This is a genomic window from Qipengyuania flava, from assembly GCF_011762005.1.
GTDB lineage: Bacteria > Pseudomonadota > Alphaproteobacteria > Sphingomonadales > Sphingomonadaceae > Qipengyuania > Qipengyuania flava.
This window is the reverse complement of the sequence record NZ_JAASQU010000002.1, coordinates 161,801-180,579: the sequence shown is the minus strand read 5'-3', so window position 1 is coordinate 180,579 and position 18,779 is coordinate 161,801. Positions and strand designations below refer to the sequence as shown.

At 63.2% G+C, this 18,779-nt stretch carries 17 protein-coding genes; 14 read left to right on the top strand and 3 right to left on the bottom strand.

Translation table 11 applies throughout. The annotated features are described in order from the left end of the window. Position 1: 1 nt before the first annotated feature. Positions 2-1,150, bottom strand: coding sequence for an efflux RND transporter periplasmic adaptor subunit (locus FHS69_RS07555; protein ID WP_166777217.1), 1,149 nt, complete (start codon positions 1,148-1,150; stop codon positions 2-4). A 116-nt stretch (positions 1,151-1,266) separates the two neighbouring features. On the opposite strand from FHS69_RS07555, the gene FHS69_RS07550 reads away from it, so the two are divergent. The 11 genes from FHS69_RS07550 (at position 1,267) to FHS69_RS07500 (ending at position 14,668) form a co-directional block, all read left to right on the top strand. Next, on the top strand, positions 1,267-1,833 hold the full coding sequence (locus FHS69_RS07550; protein WP_067674116.1) for a TetR/AcrR family transcriptional regulator: 567 nt from the start codon (positions 1,267-1,269) through the stop codon (positions 1,831-1,833). 66 nt (positions 1,834-1,899) lie between these two features. Then, positions 1,900-2,730, top strand: coding sequence for a non-homologous end joining protein Ku (ku, locus tag FHS69_RS07545; RefSeq protein ID WP_130585995.1), 831 nt, complete (start codon positions 1,900-1,902; stop codon positions 2,728-2,730). Between the two features lie 4 nt (positions 2,731-2,734). Continuing rightward, positions 2,735-5,257 carry a DNA ligase D gene (gene ligD, locus FHS69_RS07540; protein ID WP_166777216.1) on the top strand — a complete coding sequence of 841 codons (2,523 nt, stop codon included), beginning with the start codon at positions 2,735-2,737 and terminating at the stop codon, positions 5,255-5,257. Positions 5,258-5,322: 65 nt separating this feature from the next. Beyond that, positions 5,323-5,832 carry a 2Fe-2S iron-sulfur cluster-binding protein gene (locus FHS69_RS07535; RefSeq protein WP_166777215.1) on the top strand — a complete coding sequence of 170 codons (510 nt, stop codon included), beginning with the start codon at positions 5,323-5,325 and terminating at the stop codon, positions 5,830-5,832. Next, complete coding sequence (locus FHS69_RS07530) at positions 5,829-6,815, top strand: FAD binding domain-containing protein (protein ID WP_166777214.1); 987 nt, start codon at positions 5,829-5,831, stop codon at positions 6,813-6,815. Before FHS69_RS07535 ends, FHS69_RS07530 begins: the two co-directional genes overlap by 4 nt. Beyond that, positions 6,812-9,001, top strand: coding sequence for a xanthine dehydrogenase family protein molybdopterin-binding subunit (locus tag FHS69_RS07525; RefSeq protein WP_166777213.1), 2,190 nt, complete (start codon positions 6,812-6,814; stop codon positions 8,999-9,001). The genes FHS69_RS07530 and FHS69_RS07525 overlap by 4 nt, the downstream gene beginning before the upstream one ends. After that, entirely contained in the window at positions 9,001-9,846 is an 846-nt protein-coding gene (locus tag FHS69_RS07520; RefSeq protein WP_166777212.1) for an XdhC family protein, read from the top strand. The genes FHS69_RS07525 and FHS69_RS07520 overlap by 1 nt, the downstream gene beginning before the upstream one ends. Beyond that, entirely contained in the window at positions 9,839-10,396 is a 558-nt protein-coding gene (locus tag FHS69_RS07515; RefSeq protein ID WP_166777211.1) for a nucleotidyltransferase family protein, read from the top strand. The genes FHS69_RS07520 and FHS69_RS07515 overlap by 8 nt, the downstream gene beginning before the upstream one ends. A 128-nt stretch (positions 10,397-10,524) precedes the next feature. After that, positions 10,525-12,591, top strand: a complete 2,067-nt coding sequence (locus FHS69_RS07510) for an HAD-IIB family hydrolase (RefSeq protein ID WP_166777210.1) — start codon at positions 10,525-10,527, stop codon at positions 12,589-12,591. Continuing rightward, positions 12,588-13,727, top strand: a complete 1,140-nt coding sequence (locus tag FHS69_RS07505; RefSeq protein WP_166777209.1) for a glycosyltransferase family 28 protein — start codon at positions 12,588-12,590, stop codon at positions 13,725-13,727. The genes FHS69_RS07510 and FHS69_RS07505 overlap by 4 nt, the downstream gene beginning before the upstream one ends. Continuing rightward, positions 13,724-14,668, top strand: coding sequence for a glycosyltransferase family 2 protein (locus tag FHS69_RS07500; protein WP_166777208.1), 945 nt, complete (start codon positions 13,724-13,726; stop codon positions 14,666-14,668). The genes FHS69_RS07505 and FHS69_RS07500 overlap by 4 nt, the downstream gene beginning before the upstream one ends. Here the strand turns inward: FHS69_RS07500 and FHS69_RS07495 are convergent. Next, on the bottom strand, positions 14,575-15,696 hold the full coding sequence (locus tag FHS69_RS07495; RefSeq protein WP_166777207.1) for a glycosyltransferase: 1,122 nt from the start codon (positions 15,694-15,696) through the stop codon (positions 14,575-14,577). The two genes, FHS69_RS07500 and FHS69_RS07495, sit on opposite strands and share 94 nt — an antisense overlap. A 131-nt stretch (positions 15,697-15,827) precedes the next feature. On the opposite strand from FHS69_RS07495, the gene FHS69_RS07490 reads away from it, so the two are divergent. The 3 genes from FHS69_RS07490 (at position 15,828) to FHS69_RS07480 (ending at position 18,237) form a co-directional block, all read left to right on the top strand. Beyond that, on the top strand, positions 15,828-16,589 hold the full coding sequence (locus FHS69_RS07490) for a Crp/Fnr family transcriptional regulator (protein WP_166777206.1): 762 nt from the start codon (positions 15,828-15,830) through the stop codon (positions 16,587-16,589). Further along, on the top strand, positions 16,586-17,371 hold the full coding sequence (locus FHS69_RS07485) for a sulfotransferase family protein (RefSeq protein WP_166777205.1): 786 nt from the start codon (positions 16,586-16,588) through the stop codon (positions 17,369-17,371). Before FHS69_RS07490 ends, FHS69_RS07485 begins: the two co-directional genes overlap by 4 nt. Positions 17,372-17,463: 92 nt before the next feature. Then, positions 17,464-18,237 (top strand): Crp/Fnr family transcriptional regulator, encoded by a 774-nt coding sequence (locus tag FHS69_RS07480; protein WP_166777204.1) that lies wholly within the window; start codon positions 17,464-17,466, stop codon positions 18,235-18,237. Here FHS69_RS07480 and FHS69_RS07475 read toward each other — a convergent pair. Then, positions 18,234-18,779 carry a DUF421 domain-containing protein gene (locus tag FHS69_RS07475; protein WP_166777203.1) on the bottom strand — a complete coding sequence of 182 codons (546 nt, stop codon included), beginning with the start codon at positions 18,777-18,779 and terminating at the stop codon, positions 18,234-18,236. The two genes, FHS69_RS07480 and FHS69_RS07475, sit on opposite strands and share 4 nt — an antisense overlap.

The window sequence follows — 18,779 nt, the reverse complement described above, 5'->3', positions numbered from 1 at the left end:
ATCAGTCGGCCTTCGCGGCTGGCTTCTGCCCGGTCGGGGCGTTGGCGATCTGGACCGGCATGCCCGGTTGCAGTTTCTGGAGGTTGGAGACGATCACGCGATCACCGGGTTTGAGCCCGCTTGTGACGATCCATTTGGCGCCCACCAGCTCACCCAGCTCGACCGGTCGGACAGCGGCCTTGCCGTCCTTGTCGACGATCATCACCGTCCCGCCACTGTCGGCCACGCTGACCGCGCGCTGAGGGATTGCGATAACGCCGGTCTTCTTGCCCGCGTAAATGCGCGCGTTGACGAATTCACCCGACAGAAGCAGCCCGTCGGGGTTGGGGAATTCGGCGCGCAGCTCGACAGTGCCGGTTGCCTCGTCGACCGAGAAGTCGAGGAATTCGATCAGTCCGGGAAGTTCGTATTCGGTGCCATCGGGAAACACGAGGCGCACCTCGACTGCGTCGTCGGGCGAGAGGTCGAGATTGCCTGCGGCAATGGCGCGGCGGATTTGCAGCACTTCGGTCGCCGATTGCGAGAAGGAAACATAGATCGGCGAAATCTGCTCGATCCGCGTCATCAGCGTGCCTTCGGGCTGCGACACCAGCGCGCCTTCGGTCACTGCGGCGCGTCCGGCACGGCCCGCAATCGGGGCCCGTACAGTGGTGTAGCCCAGTTGCAGCGACGCTGCGCGAAGCTGTGCCTGGATCTGCGCGACATTCGCATTCGCTTCGCGTGCCGCCGCCTGTGCCGCGTCGAATTCTTGGCCGCTGATGGCATTCTCTGCCACCAGCGGGCGATAGCGGGCCACCACCGCATTGGCATTGGCGGCGGTCGCACGCGCGCGTTCAAGGCTGGCCTGTGTCTGCGCATAGCTGGCGCGCAGCTCGGCGGGATCGATCCGGAACAGCGGCTGTCCCTGACCGACATCGGTGCCTTCTTCATAAAGTCGCTGCTGGACGATGCCGGTAACTCGCGCGCGCACTTCGGCGACGCGGACGGGCTCGACGCGTCCGGGCAACTCGAGGATATTGTCGAGATCGGTCGTGGCCACCGTCACCGTGCGCACGGGGATCGCCTGCCCTTCCTGCGGTGCATCGGCCGAAGAACAGGCCGCAGCGAGGAGACCGAGGCAAAGAAGGAGCAGGGTGCGAATTGGCGTCATGACTTTTCCTTGGGATGCGACTCACCTGCGACCGGCGGCTCATCTAGGCCTGCGTTTTTACAATTTCAGTACAGTTGTAAATTGACATTTTTGCATCTCGTGTCCAATTAACTGGCATGGATGAGAGAGCTTGCAACATTGCCGCCGCGGGTTACGCGGTGATCAGCCAGTATGGCGTGCGCCGCGCGACGATGAACGACATTGCCGAAGCGGCGGGGGTGTCACGCCAGACGGTCTACAATATCTTTCCGAACCGGGAGGCCCTGCTGGTTGGTGTGGTACGCTACCATTTCGATTCGAAGTGGCAGGCTATCAGGGAGGCTTGCCCAGTCAGCGACGAACGCCGCGATCGGTTCCAGCAATTCATGGACAAAATGGTCCTCGAATCGTGGGAGTCGATGCAGGCGATGCCACATGCGGACGAACTCGAACTCGAGCTGGCCACCACCATCCGCGAGGAACTGGCCGAAATCCATGTCGAGGCGAAACGCAATCTGTGCGAATTCCTGCTGCCCTACGAAGCCGCGTTGGAGCGCCGCGCCATCACCCCGCGCGGGCTCGGCGAAATGCTGCACCATGCAATCATGGGCATGAAGCTGAGCACCACCACGCGCACGGAAATCGAGTCGGTGGTCGATACCATGCTGTCCTGCCTCATGGCGCTGACCGATCCGGTAGATTGATGCGCCGGCCTCCCCCACCGGAACGCATGCGCCGGTAAAGCGCTTTTCCCGTCGAAGGGAAGGCACATGGCGGCACGCGCATATTGGCAGGGGCAGATCAGGCTGGCGCTGGTTTCGATCCCGGTCGAAATTTATTCGGCCACCAAATCGGGGGCGAAAATCCGGTTCAACCAGATCCATGAACCGAGTGGCAAACGGATATCCTACGAGAAAGTGGTGCCCGGCATCGGACCCGTCGATCGCGATGAGATCATCAAGGGTTATGAGGTCTCGAAGGGCAATTACGTCCTGCTCGATGAAGACGAGATCGAAGCCGTCAAGATCGAGAGCAAGCGCACACTCGAACTGGTGCAGTTCGTCGACGCCTGCGAGATCGACCCGCTTTATTTCGAGAAACCTTACTATGTCGCGCCACAGGACGAATTGGCGGAGGAAGCCTTCATCGTGCTGCGCGAATCACTGCGTAAGGCAAAGAAGGTCGCTCTGGGCCAATTGTCGGTCCGTGGGAGCGAGAAGCTCGTCGCCATCAAACCCTGCGGGAAGGGCTTGCTGCTCGAAACGCTGCGCTATGCGGACGAAGTTCGCGCCGGACAGGCCTTTTTCGACGACATCGACGAGGCCAAGCCGCGCAAGGAATTGCTCGATCTTGCCAACACGCTGATCGACCAGAAGAGCGCGCCTTTTGACGCCAGCGAGTTCGAAGACCGCTATGGCCAGGCGCTGCGCAAGCTGATCGACAAAAAGGCCAAGTCCAAGAGCAAGTCGGCGGTTATCGAGGATGTCGATGAGCCGGGCGGCGGCGACGGGTCGAACGTGATCGACCTGATGGCTGCGCTCAAGCAGTCGGTGAACGAGGACAAGCCGAAGAAATCGGCGCGCCGGAAAAAGTCGGCCTGATCGCGTGGCAGCGCAAAAGGACCCTCTGGCAGACTACAACGCGAAACGCGATTTCGCGCTCACGCCCGAACCGGCTGGGAAGCGCGCCAGCAACACGAAGGGCAATCGCTTCATCGTCCAGAAGCACGATGCGACCCGTCTGCACTGGGATCTACGGCTGGAAGTTGATGGCGTGCTGAAGAGCTGGGCGGTGACCAAGGGCCCTTCGCCCGATCCCGATATCAAGCGGCTGGCGGTGCGCACGGAAGACCACCCACTGTCCTATGCCGATTTCGAAGGCGTCATACCCAAGGGCGAATATGGCGGCGGCACCGTGATGCTATGGGACCGCGGAACGTGGCGGCCGATCGCGGGCAAAAGCGTTGCCGATCTCGAAGAGGGCCATCTTCATTTCTGCCTCGCGGGCGAACGCATGCGCGGCGAATGGCTGCTGGTGCGCTTGAAACCGCGCAAGGGCGAAGAGCGCGAGAACTGGCTGTTGCGCAAATTGCAGGACGAGCACGTCGAAACAGGCGATGCGCTGGTCGAGCGCGAGCTGACCAGCGTTCTGACCGGCCGGTCGATGGCAGAAATCGCGGCGGACAAGCAGGGCGAATACTCGCTGGAGGGCCAGCAAGGTGGCGCCTTCGTCAAGCAAATGCGCAAGGCATCGACGCGCAACGGGCGCCAGCGCGACAAAGCCAAATTCACGCGCAAGGCGGCGGCGCTGCCCGCCTATCGCAAACCGCAACTGGCAACGCTGGTCGACGAAGTGCCGACGGGCAACCGCTGGATGCACGAAATCAAGTTCGATGGCTATCGCGCACTGATCGCGGCCAAGGGCGATGAAGTGCATGTCTACACCCGAAACGGCAAGGACTGGACCGACAAGTTCGGGCCGCTGGTCGATGCCATTGCAGATTGCGATCTGCCTGCATGCCTGATCGACTGCGAAATCGTCGCCTATGATGCCAGGGGCAATCCCGATTTCTCGTCGCTGCAGCAGGTCCTCAAACGCGGGAAGGGGGCGCAGGGCCCGACGGATCGCTTGGCGCTCCATGCCTTCGACCTCTTGGAACTCGACGGGGAAAACCTGACCGGCCTGCCCAATATCGAGCGCAAGGAGCGGCTCGAGGCGCTGTTCGACACGGCCCAGCCGCCCATTCACGTCGCTGAACACGTGCTGGGCGCGGGCGAAAGGCTTTATCGCACGATGTGCGACGCCGGCCAGGAAGGGATCATCAGCAAGACCGTCGATGGGACCTATGCGGGGCGGCGCAGCAAGGCGTGGGTCAAGGTGAAATGCACTCGCCGGCAGGAATTCGTGATCATCGGCTGGAAGAAATCCACTGCGAAAGGGCGCCCCTTTGCCTCGCTGCTGATGGCGCAGAACGAGGGCGGCCAGCTGGTCTACAAGGGCAATGTCGGCACGGGCTTCACCGCAGACGATCTCGACGAACTTGCCGGAAAGATGAAGCGGCTGGCGCGCAAGACACCGCCGGCGGACGTCGATCGCGCTTCGTCGCGTGGGGTGAGCTGGGTGACCCCGAAGCTGGTTGCCGAGATCGCTTTTGCCGAGTTCACCGCTGACGGCAACATCCGCCACGGCAGCTTCCTTGGGCTGCGAACAGACAAGGATGCCGACCACGTCGTCCCCGAAAAGCCAGTCCCACAAAGGCCGGCCGACAGCACCGTCGAGATTTCGAGCCGCGACCGCGTCGTCTTTCCCGATAGCGGTCAGACGAAGGGCGAACTGGCCGATTACTACGAAGCCGTCGCGCCCATCATGCTGCCCTTCGCCGCCCGTCGCCCGATCAGCCTGGTACGCTGCCCGCAGGGGCGCGCGCGCAAGTGTTTCTTCCAGAAGCACGATAGCGGCGGGTTCGGCGACAGCGTGCACCATGTGGCGATCCGCGAGAAGGACGGCGAACATGAGGACTATCTGTTCGTCGACGACATGCGCGGCCTGCTGCAATGCGTGCAGATGGGGACCATCGAATTCCATGGCTGGGTCGCGCGCTCGGATACAGTGGAAACGCCTGAACGAATGGTGTTCGATCTCGACCCGGACGAGGGGCTCGGCTTCGACGATGTCAAACGGGCCGCGCGCGATATTCGCGATCAGCTTGCCGATCTTGGCCTGGCCAGCTTCGCCATGCTGACCGGAGGGAAAGGGGTGCATGTGGTGGTGCCGCTGACCCCGGGTCACGATTGGGATGCCCACAAGGATTTCGCGCGGCGCTTTGCCGAAGCACTTAGCATGGCGCAGCCCGAACGCTTCACTGCGACGATGAGCAAGGCCAAGCGCAAGGGAAAGATCTTCATCGACTGGTTGCGCAACCAGCGTGGCGCGACTGCCGTGCTACCTTATTCGGCGCGAGCGCGTTCGGGAGCACCGGTGGCCGTTCCGTTGGCGTGGAACGAGCTGAAAAACATGGACAATGCGGATTCCTACTCGATCGACGATGCCAGGACGCTGCTCGACCGCGCACAATCGCGATCGCTGCATGGGTGGGGATTTGTCGATCAACGCCTCCCCGACCTGTGACGCAAGGCACCGGATTTTTCGGACACTTTCCCGGACGAGCGGGTTGACCAGAAAAGGAGACGCGCATGGCCGAGACAATGACCGTCAACGGGAGCGAGCATCCCATCCCCGATGACCCCCGGGTTACCTTGCTCGATTTCCTGCGACACGATCTGCGCCTCAGTGGCACCAAGAAGGGATGCGACCACGGACAGTGCGGGGCCTGTACGGTCATCGTCAACGGGATCCGCATCAACAGCTGCCTGACGTTGGCGGCAATGCATGACGGCGACCACGTCACCACCATCGAAGGCCTGGGAACGCCCGATGCCCCTTCCGACTTGCAGCGCGCCTTTGTCGAACACGATGGATACCAGTGCGGCTATTGCACGCCGGGCCAGATCTGTTCGGCGACCGCCATGCTGGAAGAGATCGCCAATGGCTGGCCGAGCGATGCCAGCAACGACCTGGAAGGCCCGGTCGAGCCGAGCGGGGAGGAAATCCGCGAACGCATGAGCGGCAACCTGTGTCGCTGCGGGGCCTATGCCAACATCGTTGCCGCCATTCGCGACGTTGCCGGGGAGCCCAAGACATGAGGCAGTTCCAATACCAGCGCGCACGAACTCTCGACGATGCGACCGGCCTCGTGTCGCAAGACAGCACGATGGCGATAGCGGGCGGGACCAACCTGCTCGATCTGATGAAGTTGCAGGTCGAAACTCCGGGCGAGTTGGCCGATGTCAATCGCATCGGCTTCGGCGAGATCGAGGATACGCCCGAAGGCGGTTTGCGGATCGGCGCCCTCGCTACCAACACCGAGACGGCGGTGCATCCGCGGGTGCGCCGCGATTATCCGCTGCTCGCCCGTGCCATCCTTGCCGGCGCGACGCAGCAATTGCGCAACAAGGCCACGACCGGCGGCAATCTGTGCCAGCGTACGCGTTGCTTCTACTTCATGAATATCGACCAGCCCTGCAACAAGCGCGAGCCGGGCAGCGGCTGCGGCGCGATCGACGGCGTGGCCAAGCTGCACGCCGTGCTCGGATCGAGCGACCAGTGTATTGCAACCTATCCCGGTGACATGGCGGTCGCGATGAGCGCGCTCGATGCGCAGGTGTCGATCGTATCGGGTGACGGAGGTGAGCGTAGCGTGCCGGTGCGCGAATTCCATTGCCTGCCCGGCGACACGCCGTGGCGCGACAATGTCCTCGAGCAGGGGGAAATCATCACTGCGGTGACGCTGCCGGCTCCGGTCATGGGCGGGCAACTCTATCGCAAGGTGCGCGAGCGTTCGAGCTACGCTTTCGCGCTGGTGTCGATTGCCGCGGTGGTCGAGTTGCAGCATGGCAAGTTCACCCGCGCGGATCTGGCGTTTGGCGGGCTGGCGCACAAGCCATGGCACGACCCGCGTATCGCCGATGCCCTGATCGGGCAGGCTCCCTCGGACGACCTCTACGATACGGCGGCCGATCTGCTGCTGGAAGATGCGCAGGGCCATGGCGAAAACGAATTTAAGATACCGCTTGCGCGCCGGACGTTGCACGCCGTGTTGAAGCAGGCCGTGGAGGAAGCGGCATGAGCGCGCATCTCAAGCAGGACAAGCCCGACACCGCCAATCGTCTGGACCAGATGAAACAGGGTACGATCGGTCAGCCGATCACGCGTGTCGAAGGGCTGGCCAAGGTCACTGGCACCGCGCCCTATGCGGCTGAATATCCGGTCGAAGGGTGCGTTGAAGGCGTGCTCGCCACCGCCACGATCACACGCGGCCAAGTGGTGTCCGTCGATCGCGACAGCGTGATGGACATGCCTGGTGTCATCGCTGTGATCGAGGATCCGCGAATGACCACGCGCGCCGCGCAGGGCACCGCCAACGAGGCGCCGCAGCAGTCACCGAGAACGGTATGCTATTGGGGGCAGCCGGTCGCACTGGTGGTGGCCGAGACGTTCGAGCAGGCGCGCGATGCGGCCAAGCACCTGCGGGTCGAATATCGCGAGGAGAGCGATGCGCCGGTCGACCCGCAGGTGGTCGATGCCGAAGAGCAGGAAGATGAAACCGTTCGCCAGGGAGACCTGGCGCGCGCAATGTCGGCGGCCGAGAATGCGGTCGACGTTACCTACACGACAAAGGGTCACGCGTCGGCCGCGATGGAACCGCATGCCGCCATTGCGCAGTGGGATGGACGGCAACTGACCGTCCATGCCTCGCTCCAGATGCTCAATTACAACATCACCGAACTGGCCGATGCGCTGGACATGGAAGAAGACCAGGTCCGGATAATCTCCCGCTTCGTGGGTGGCGGGTTCGGATCGAAGCTGGGGCTGAGCGAAGAAACGGTCGCTGCAGCGATTGCGGCGATGGAATTGTCGCGCCCGGTTCGCGTGGTGCTGTCGCGCCAGCAGGTCTTCCAGTGCATCATGCGTCGCTCCGAAACCACGCAGCGGTTGCAGCTCGCTGCCGATGGCGAGGGGCGTCTTGCGGGGTTTGGACACAAGGCTCTCGTTTCCAACCTGCCCGGCGAAAGCTTCGCCGAACCGGTGCTGCAATCCTCGCATTTCCTTTACGCGGCCGAGAACCGCGAGCTGATGCTGGAGGTCGCGCGCATTCACCGCATGACCGCCGGATCGGTGCGGGCGCCTGGCGAAGCGGTGGGCATGCCGACGCTCGAGGGCGCGATGGATATCCTGGCCGAACGGGCGGGGATCGATCCGGTCGAACTGCGGCTGCGCAATATTCCCGAGGAAGACCCCGAGGAGGGCCTGCCGTTCTCGTCGCACAAGCTCGCCGAATGCCTCAGGCAGGGCGCCGATGCCTTTGGCTGGGATGCGGGTCCGCGCAAACCGCGGATGACGCGCGAAGGCGAATGGTGGATAGGTACGGGCATGGCGAGCGCAGCACGGGTCCATAATGTCGGAGAGGCGAAGGCGCGTGTGACGATCAAACCCGACGGAACCGGCTTGGTCGAAACCGACATGACCGATATCGGAACCGGGACCTATACCATCCTTGCGCAGATCGCCGGGGAGATGCTCGGCCTCGATCCCGCACAGATTCTCGTCGACCTCGGCGATACGCAGCATCCGCGTGGCTCGGGCTCAGGCGGGAGCTGGGGCGCCGCCTCGACCGGCTCTGCGGTCTATGTCGCCTGCCAGGCGCTGCGCGAGGAAATCGCAAACCGTGTGGGGATTGAGGAAACCGCGCTGGACCTCGCCGACGGACGGGTCATTGGCGGGCAAACGCTCGTGGACCTGCTTGGCGGGAAGGAACTCGCGCGCGAAGGGCATTACGAGCCTGGAGCGATTGCCGAAGACTACACCGCCTCGGGTTTCGGGGCATTCTTCGCCGAAGTGCGCGTCAATCATTTCACCGGCGAAACCCGGGTCAATCGCATGTTGGGCGCATTCGGCTTCGGGCGCGTTCTCAACCACAAGACCGCGCGGTCGCAATGTCTTGGCGGGATTACCTGGAGCATCGGTGCCGCACTGACCGAAGCGCTCGAGTTCGATCCGCGGACCGGCCATCTGGTGAATTGCGATCTCGCGGAGTATCATGTGCCCGTGCACCGCGACGTGCCCGATGTCGATGTCATCATGGTCGAGGAACGCGATCCGGTGGCCAGCCCGCTGCAAGCCAAGGGCATCGGCGAACTGGGTATGTGCGGCGGGGCCGCTGCGATCGGCAATGCGGTCTACAACGCCTGCGGGGCAAGGCTGTTCGATTATCCGATGACGCCCGACCGCGTGTTGGCGGCGATGCCCGACTGATGCAGGCCGAAGCGGCTCTGCAAGCCCTGCCAGCGGGCGATCACGCTGCATTGTCGGCAGCGTGCGAACCCGGGGTAGGCCTGTGTACGATCGTCGGAATCGAAGGCAGTTTTTCGCGGAAACTGGGTGCGCAACTGGCCATTCTTCCCGATGGCTCGACCGTGGGCAGCCTGAGCGACGGGTGTCTTGAAGCGCAGCTAGCATCGGACATGCGTACTATGACCGCAGCGCAGGTCCGACGGTATGGAGCCGGCGCGCAGGCAATCGACTTTCGCCTTCCGTGTGGCGGCGGACTGGACATCCTGCTCGATCCCGCACCCGATCGTGCGGCTTGTCGGGAGGCTGTGGCAAAACTCACAGCGCGGCATGTGGCGCGGCTGCATTTGCCCGGGACTGCTCCGATCAGAGAACGCCAGTTTCAGCCGGCATTGCGTATCGTGGCTTTCGGAGAGGGGCCCGAACTCGCTGCCATCGAGCGGTTGGCCGCGGCGATGGGGCTTGAGTGCGACGCCCGAGACAAGACCGCGCTATCGCTCGGGAGTTTGGCGAAGGATTGCCGGTTCGATCGCTGGACCGCAGTGGTCATGCTGTTTCATGATCACGAATGGGAAGCTCCTTTGCTCGAGCAGGCGCTTTCTAGCGAGGCCTTCTACGTCGGGGCGCAGGGCGGCGAACGCGCGCGGATCCAGCGCACACTTTCCCTTGCATCTCGCAATATCGAGGAGAGCCGCATCGCTAGCATTCGCAGCCCTATCGGCTTGATCCCGACATGCCGTTCGCCCGAAACGCTGGCGCTTTCGGCTCTCGCCGAAATCGTCGGGGACTACGAACGCCTGTATGGTTAATCCGGACGCGGATACCGCGCTTATCCTGCTCGCCGCCGGTCGTTCGCGGCGGTTCGGAAGCGACAAGCTCGTGGTGGCCTTTCGCGGCGCGCCTCTATGGAGTTGGGCCGCGCGCGCTGCCGAAGAAGCGGGCTTTGCGCATCGCTATCTCGTGGTCGGTCCGCACAGCGCCATATCGCCGCGCCCCGGGTGGCAGGTCGTACTGAATTCGCGCGCCGACGAGGGCATGGGCACATCGATCGCGGCGGGCGTCGCGCAGGCACGCCGGCACACGCGGCTGGTCATGACACTGGCCGATATGCCGCTGGTCGAACCAGCCCATCTGTCCCTGCTGGCAAATGGGGAAGGTCCGGTTTTCACGCAGCACGACGACGGGAGACCTGGGGCGCCTGCGGGTTTCCCCCGGTCCGCGTATCCTCGCCTGGCCAAGCTTGCCACCAATGAGGGAGCGGGCAGTCTGGAATGGCACGATGCCGATGTCATCGCGCCTGGCAGCGCGAGCCTGCAGGATATCGATCGGCAGGAAGACCTTGAATTATTGCAGCGCTAGTCGCGTGCAACAAAATCGCGACTAAACCATCGCTGGCTATTCGGGTTCCCAGCTTAAATATTGATGGGTCGGGAGGCCGAAACGGTCGATCCGACGTTGTGAGGCAGTAACCACCAAGGGGACTTGTCTTGCATATCGTATCGCTCGCACTCGGCGGCTGCCTCAAGGCAGAGCCGGTCCGGTACGGGATCACGGAAGATACGGGGGGTCACATCACTTATATCCTGGGCGAGATGGACGCACTCGCCCGCCGCGACGATGTCACGCTGGCCGAAATCGTAACGCGGCGTTTCGACGACCCGCGGCTCGGCGCGGCGCATGCCCTTGAAGAGGAATGGGTTGCTCCGAAGCTCCTGATCCGCCGCATCGACAGCGGCGACCGCCGCTATCTGGCGAAGGAAGCGCTGAGCGCCGATCGCGAAGGGTTCACCCGAGCATTTATCGCCGATTTGCGGCGCCGTGAGCGGTTGCCGGACGTGATCCACGCGCATTTTGCCGATGCGGCCGATGTCGCGCGCAAGGTGGAAGCCGAACTTGGCATACCGTTCATCTACACGGCGCATTCGCTCGGAATGGACAAAAGGGACGCGCTTTCCTCGCCAAGCCCCGCGCTGGACGCCCGGATTGCCGAGGAGGACCGTGCCATCGCCTGCGCGCGGGCGGTGATCGGTTCCTCGCGTGACGAATGCGAGCGCCAGCTTGTCGCCTATCCTTCTGCCGCGATCGGTCGGATTCATCGCTTGATCCCAGGAATCGATCGGCGACGCGCGCCGAGCAACACCACTCCCGCAACCGAGCTGATCGCGCCGTTCCTGCGCGAGATGGACAAGCCCATCGTGCTCGCCATCGCCCGCCCGGTGCACAAGAAGAACCTCGTTCGCCTGGTGGATGCATTTGGGGCCAATCCGGTGCTGCGCGAGAAATGCAATCTGGTGGTCCTTGCCGGGCTGCGCGAGGGGCTGGAAAGTGGCGCGAAGGAACAGCAGCAGGTGCTGCGCGGGTTGGTCGATGCGATCGACCGCCACGATCTCTACGGCAGCGTCGCCTATCCCAAGTCGCACAGCCGCGAGCAGGTCGAGGCGCTGTATGCCCTTGCAGCGGAAACCCGTGGCGTATTCGTCAATCCGGCACTGATGGAGCCTTACGGGCTGACTTTGGTCGAGGCCGCGGCGCATGGCCTGCCGGTGGTGGCAACCAAGGTCGGTGGGCCGCAGGATATCATCGGCGAACTCGAACACGGCTTGCTGATCGACCCGCGCGACGGCGCGGGCATCGGCATGGCCATCGAGCGCTTGGTAACCGATCGCGCCTTGTGGCAGCAATGTGCCCGCAACGCCCGCGGCAATAGCCTCGGCGTCAATTGGGACGCTTACGCTGCGGGCTTTGTTGCTATCGCGCAAAACGCAATCGCCCCGTCTGCGATCGAGTCGCCCCGACCGGAATACTTGCTCGTCAGCGATCTCGATAACACTCTGACCGGTTGCGACCGCGGGGTGCAGCGGATCGCGCAATTCTTCCGCCGCAAGGCGGAGTTCGGCTTCGTTATCGCAACCGGGCGTTCGATTGTCGAAGCGCGACGGCTCGTGCGCGACTGGAACTTGCCCGAGCCGCGCGCATGGATCACCTCCGTTGGTACGGAAATCTATGTCGAGCGCGCCGGAGAACTCGTGCTCGACCAGACCTATGCCGACCAGATCTTGCGCGACTGGCAACCCGAAGCGATTGATCGTGCGCTGGCGGATGTCCCGGGGCTCGTGCCGCAAGCGAACTACGAACAGCGCACCTACAAACGCAGCTACTACGCCGAGGCACCTGAACTGGCACGTTCGGTTGACCAGCGATTGCAGGCTGCAGGGATTCCGGCTCGGGTGGTGTTCAGCCATGAACGCCTGCTCGACGTCTTGCCGCGCAATGCAGGCAAGGCCGCGGCCATGCGGCATGTCGCGCAATCTTTCGCGATTCCCCTGGAACGGGTTTTTGCCGCAGGCGACAGCGGTAACGATGCCGACATGCTGAGTGCCTGCCGCAATGCCATACTCGTCGGCAATCACGCGGCCGAGGTCGCCAGCCTTGCGCAGCGACCGAATGTCTATCTCGCCCGGCGCAGCCATGCTTCGGGGACGCTCGAAGGCGTGCTCGCGCAGCATCGCGCGCAACGCAACCGCCATCGTCAAAACAGGAGGATCCCGGCATGAGCGCCACCGGACCGATCGGCTATTTCGTCCATCACCAGGGGAGGGGGCATGCAGAGCGAGCGGCCGCGCTGGCCAATGCGCTGGTCGACCTGCGCAACGTTACGCTGTTCTGCGCGCGCGATGACATTTTCCCCGCACTCGACGAACGGATCGAGCTGCGTCTCATCCCTTCCTTGTTCGAACCCACCGGTCGCGAGGCGCCTGCCATGGCTGCCCTGCCCATGCCCGGAACCGTGCATTGCGCACCGCTCGGCTGGCCATCGATCACGCAAGGGTTCGCCACCATTGCGCAATGGTTTGCCGAAGCGGAACCGGCACTGTTCGTGACCGATGTCTCGGCCGAGCTGGGCCAGCTGGCGCGGCTGTGTTCGGTGCCGCATGTCGCCGTGCTGCAACATGGCGAGCGCGGCGACACGGGGCATATGGCCGCCTATGACAGCACAGTGGGCCTGCTCGCCCCCTATGCCGAACAGCTCGAACAGCAGGAACGAACGGCCGGCATGCGGGGCAAGACCCATTATGCGTCGGGCATCGGTGTCGACTGCGCCGAATTCCCGACCCGCGAGGAGGCGCGCCGCAGACTGGCGCTTAATGATGCCGAGGAGATCGTACTCGTGATAGCCGGTGGCGGCGGCGAGGGCACGCCTTCGGCTCCGCTGACACTCGGCGCGCGCAACGAACCCGATGCACGCTGGATTACCATCGGCCAGGTCCGCAGCGAATGGCACGAGACGCCGCCCGGCAATCTCGAACACCGCGGCTGGGTGGACAATCCGCGCGACTGGATCGCCGCCGCCGATCGCATCGTCTCGTCATGCGGCAACACGACGGTGCATATGATATTGGCCGCCGGCAAACCCTGGGTCGTAATCCCCGAATGGCGTTACTTCGACGAGCAGTTCTGCAAGGCGGAGGTGCTTGACCGCGAAGGACTGGCGGCGGTTTCGCGCCACTGGCCTTCGCATGCCGGTACCTGGGACCGTTTATGGCACGCGGCTGGCTTGATCGACATCGATCGACAACGCGCCGTCATCGCCGCGGAGCCAGAGAAAGCGGCGGCGCAATGGCTCGACCGGCTTTCATCGCAATTGTGGCGCGGCACCGAACAGCGGCCCGCGCTGGAGGCAGTGGCATGACGACCATATCGATTTGCACACTGGCGCATGGTCGCGAAGACCATCTGCGCAATCTGGTAAGCGGACTGAACCATTCGCAGCGTCCGCCATGCGAACTGGTCGTGGCGGTGATGCAGGATCACCGTTACGACCTGCCGAGCACCAGCTTCCCGGTCCGACAGATCTTGCTGGGCGACAAAGGCATATGCCTTGCCGAAGCCCGCAACACTGCTGCCCGCGAAGCTCGGGGCGATTTGCTCATATTCCTCGATGTCGATTGCATCCCCGCGCCGCGACTGGTCGAAGATTACGCCGTCGCAGCGGCCTTCAACGAAGGCGTGCTGATGGGCGAAGTCGGTTATCTGCCCAAGGGCGCGACCGATCGAGGGATCGATTATGCGGTGTTCGAACGGTTGGCGGTCAAGCATGCGGACCGCGCGGGACCGCCGCGCGGGATGGTGGGCAAGTGCGGGGATTATCGCTGCTTCTGGTCGCTGAACTTCGCGTTGCACGCCGCGACCTTCCGGACGATCGGCGGTTTCGATCCGCGCTATGTCGGTTATGGCGGCGAGGACACTGATTTTGGCCGCGCCATCGTGTCGAAGGATATCCCACTGTGGTGGGCCAAGGGCGCGAAGGCCTATCACCAATACCACAAGCACCACATGCCGCCGGTCCACCATCTCGACAGCGTCGTCGCCAATGCGCAGATTTTTGCGGAGAAATGGGGCGAACCGACCATGCAACACTGGCTGCGCGCATTTCGTCTGATGGGGCTCATCGAACCTGATAGTGCCGGTGGCTGGATCAAGCTGCGCGAGCCGGGCGAAAGCGACCTCGCCCTGACCCGGCAGCAGGAGCATCAGCCCTATGCGAGCAGTTCGCTCGTGCTCGAACAGCTCGAGGTCCAGGCCAGTCGCGGCAGCGCGGCGAGCCGTGCGCCCGCGATTGCCGCAGCGTAGCTGGCCTCGTAACCGGATATCATTGCGCCGATAGACAGCTTTTCGACCGCGCGCCTGCGACAGGCAGCGCGGTCGAACCTGCCGACGCGCCGGATTGCCTGCGTGAGCGCACCGATGTCGCCCCCGGGTACCAGAATGCCGCAGTCGCCGACCACTTCGGACAACGCGCCGCGATCGAAGCCGATAACGGGCGTGCCACAGGATAACGCTTCAGCCGCGACCAGCCCGAAGGGTTCGTCCCACAACGGCGTTACGATCGCTCCCCGCGCGTGCGCCACTTCGCTGCGAAGCCTGTCGGCCGAGCGATGGCCGTGGAATTCAATCCCCTTCGACAAGAAGGGTTCGACTTTCTCCGCGAAATAGGACGCGTCTTCGACCGGGCCGAAGATGCGCAATTTGACCCGCGCCCTGCGCGCTGCCTGGATCGCTTCGGCCAGTCCCTTGTTGGGCACGATGCGCCCTACCCATGTGAGGTAATCCTGCGGTTCGCCTTGCGGCACCCAGCGGTCGGTATCGATGCCGTTGGGCACGACATCGAGTTCGGGGCAGCCGCGATCCGCCCACAGCGCCCGCTGGTCGTGCGAAGTCACCGTGAAGCCGATGTGCGGTTCCTTGCAGGTCGCGACGACTGCATCGAACATGGTCCCGAACGGGGGAACATGCTGCGACGTCACGCAGGGTATCCCGGCGCGTGCGCACCACTCGATGATCTCTGGGAACAGCGAATTGTTGTGAACCACGTCATAGCCGCCCGCGCCGATTTTCAGCAGGACGCGTTCGAAGGCGTGGCGCTGGTAGGCAGCGAGCTCGCTGGTGCCGCGGTAGATCCGCCATGGCAGGACTTCGTCATAGGGTGCCTCGCAGATCGGAACGAGGCTCTCGTCATGCGATCCGTCGGCAGCGTAAAGATCGACTTCGTGCCCTGCGGCGCGCAGGCCACGGCAAAGCATGTCGCAGTGCGCCTCCATTCCGCCCCCGAAGGGTTCGGCGATGGCATGGCGGATATGGGCGAGGACCGCGATCTTCACGTGCGGAGCGATGCATGGTGCGACATGATCGAGAAACGCCCCCGAACACGCCTGTTCCCGAAAGCTAACATAAATGGAACATGCCACCGGAACGCGTCGCATCGCATTGCATTCTTTTCGCAGGAGGATCGATGACGGTCAGCACTGAGTTCGATCGATATCCAAAGACCGGCCGGTTTCTTGCCGGGCGGCTGCGCAGTGAAATGAGCGAAGCCGAGAAGACCGAGCTGGAGGGTCTCGTCGTCGATACGTTGACCTTGCGCGACGGCGCGCGGGCGATCGCTCGCGGCGATGCCTGCAATTGGTCGGCAATCCTGATCGACGGGTTCGTGCTGCGTACGCTGGAGAATGGCGGGCGGCGCTATGCTGTCAGCTTTCACGTGCCGGGCGATTTCGTCGACCTGCATTGCTTTGCGCTGCGGCGCCTCGATCACAATATCGATTGCGTGGGCGAAGCGACCTTCGGGCGCGTACCACATGACGCCATCGCGCGGGTGATGGAGCATCGACCGCATCTCGCGCGCCTGTTCTGGTTCGCGACCCTGCTCGACGCGGCGATGCACCGCGAATGGATCATGAAGCTTGAACAATCGACCGTTCCCAAGCGCATCGCGCATGTCTTCGCCGAGATCTGGCGGCGCTTGGAAATGGTCGGGCGAGCTTTCCCCGATGGGTTCGAGACGCCCTTGCGGCAAAGCGAGATCGCCGAAATGTGCGGCGCTACGGCGATCCATACCAATCGCGCGCTGGCCGATCTGCGACGTAACGATCTGGCCGATTTCCGTCGTGGCGAGGTGCGCATTCGCGATCGCGCGCGGCTGGAGGACTATGCCGGATTTCGCCCCGACTATCTCTATGGTGAAGGCAGCCTTGCGCTGCGCCGTGCGGGATGAACCCGGTCCACAACCGGTTTGTGTTCGTGGCCGGCCTGCACCGGACAGGCACCAGCCTGCTCGCCCGCATCCTGGCCAGCCACTGCGATGTGTCCGCGATCACGGGCGCGCCCGTGCCCGAGAACGAGGGGTGCTATCTGCAGGGTGCGATCCCGCATACCGCGCTTGACGGGCGTCCCGGTCACTACGCCACCGACCCTTCGCAGCATCACACCGAAAACTCGCCCCGGAACACGCTGGAAACACGACGGCGAATACTGGAGGACTGGTCGCCCTGGTTCGCGCCGGATCGGAAATGGTGGTTGGAGAAATCGCCCGTAAATCTGACGCGGATGCGGCTCTATCAGCAGCTTTTCCCGACCGCGCAGTTCATCATTATCCTGCGCCACCCACAGGTCATGGCTGCGGCATTGGGGAAATGGGTGGATGACGATCCCCAAGCGCTGCTGCGATACGGGCTCGACGCTTACGATCGCATGACGCAGGACCTCGCCTATCTGCACGCGGTATTCGTGTTGCGTTACGAAGATTTGGTCATGCAACCGGGGGCGATGCGCCGGGCGGCTTTCGCTTTTCTCGATCTCGAAGACGAAGACCCGGGAATCGCGCTGCGCGAAGGCAATTCGGATTATGAGGTCGCACAGGATATCGCACCCGATCTCGCCGGTCGGCTGGCCCAATGGGGATATGTCCCGGGTGGCGGAGTGGATCGGTGGTCCCCCCAGGTCACTCACCCGTTCCGCGCTATACGCGATGCGACGCTCGGCGCGTTTGGCGACTAGCGGGTTGAAAAAAATGGCAGCGATGTCAAAAAGAACAGGAAGCTAACATCCGTCAATAGACGCAATTTGCATCACTTGCTCTACGGCGCGCCATGAACCGGACTACTGGAAGTGTAGAGGCTTCGAGTTTCCCTTTGACCGGCGATTTTCTTGCCGGTCGACTGCGTCAGAACCTCAGCCTCGACGATTTGAAATATATCGAAGCATTGGTCGAAACTGTTTCCGACCATGGCGATACCGCGCGTCTGCTTGCGCGGGGCACCAAAACCGACCGCAGCACGATCCTGATCGAAGGCTATATCTTCCGCACGGTAGAGAGCGGGGACAAGCGCTTCATTACCGGTGTGCATGTACCGGGTGATTTCGTCGACCTGCATGGTTTCGCGCTCAAGCGGCTCGATCACAATATCGATGCTGCCGGGCGGGTTACGGTGGGCTCGGTCAGTCACGAGGCACTGCGGCGCGTCATGCGCGATCGGCCGGGAGTTGCCCGGGCGATGTGGTTTGCCACTCTGCTCGACGCGGCGATCCACCGCAAGTGGATCCAGACGCTCGAACAGCTCGATGCCCCACGCCGCATCGCGCATCTCTATGCCGAATTGCACACGCGGCTCGAACTGATCGGGCGCGATTTCAGTCGGGCGCTGCGTACGCCATTCACCCAGTTCGACATGGCGGATATGTGCGGGGTCAGCGCCATCCATGCCAATCGTGCGGTCGGCAAGTTGCGCGAACTCGGCATTGCCGAAATCCGTCGCGGCGATCTCTACACCAATGATTGGGATGCGCTGAAGCGCTATGCGCAGTTCAATCCCGATTACCTATACGGCGATGGTCCGCTGAAGGTGAAGGAAGACTGGGACTAGTCTTCGAGGTTTGTGGGGCCGCGAACGTCGGACAGGGCTTCGGCCTCGTCCCAGCGTGCGTCCTGGCGCGGGATGACCGACAATTGGCCGTTCGTTTCCAGCACCACCCAATTGGCGCCGGCGTTTTCCGTAATTCCCTTCTGACGCAGCGCGGCCCGGATCTCCTCCTCGCTGATGCGCGTGCGTTCCATCGCTTCGTGCAGATAGCGCCCCTTGTGCGTCAGTAGTGTGGGTTCGGCCTTGATGACATCGGCCGCCTTGCGACTGCGCTGGACCACCATTGTGGTGACGAACTGGCAGGCCGCCAGTACTGCGATCGCGGCAATCGCATCGGCCGTCGCGACGTTCTTCAGCAATATGCCGCTGGCAGCCAAGCTGCCGATCGTTACGTTTATGATCCAGTCGAAATTGTTGAGTTCGCTGGTGGTCCGTTTCCCGACCAGCCGAACCATTACGACGATGAGCACGTAGAACAGCAACGCGTTTCCGCCGACTTCCACCATGCGCGGCCATCCGGACCACAGATTGAGCGCTTCGGCCAT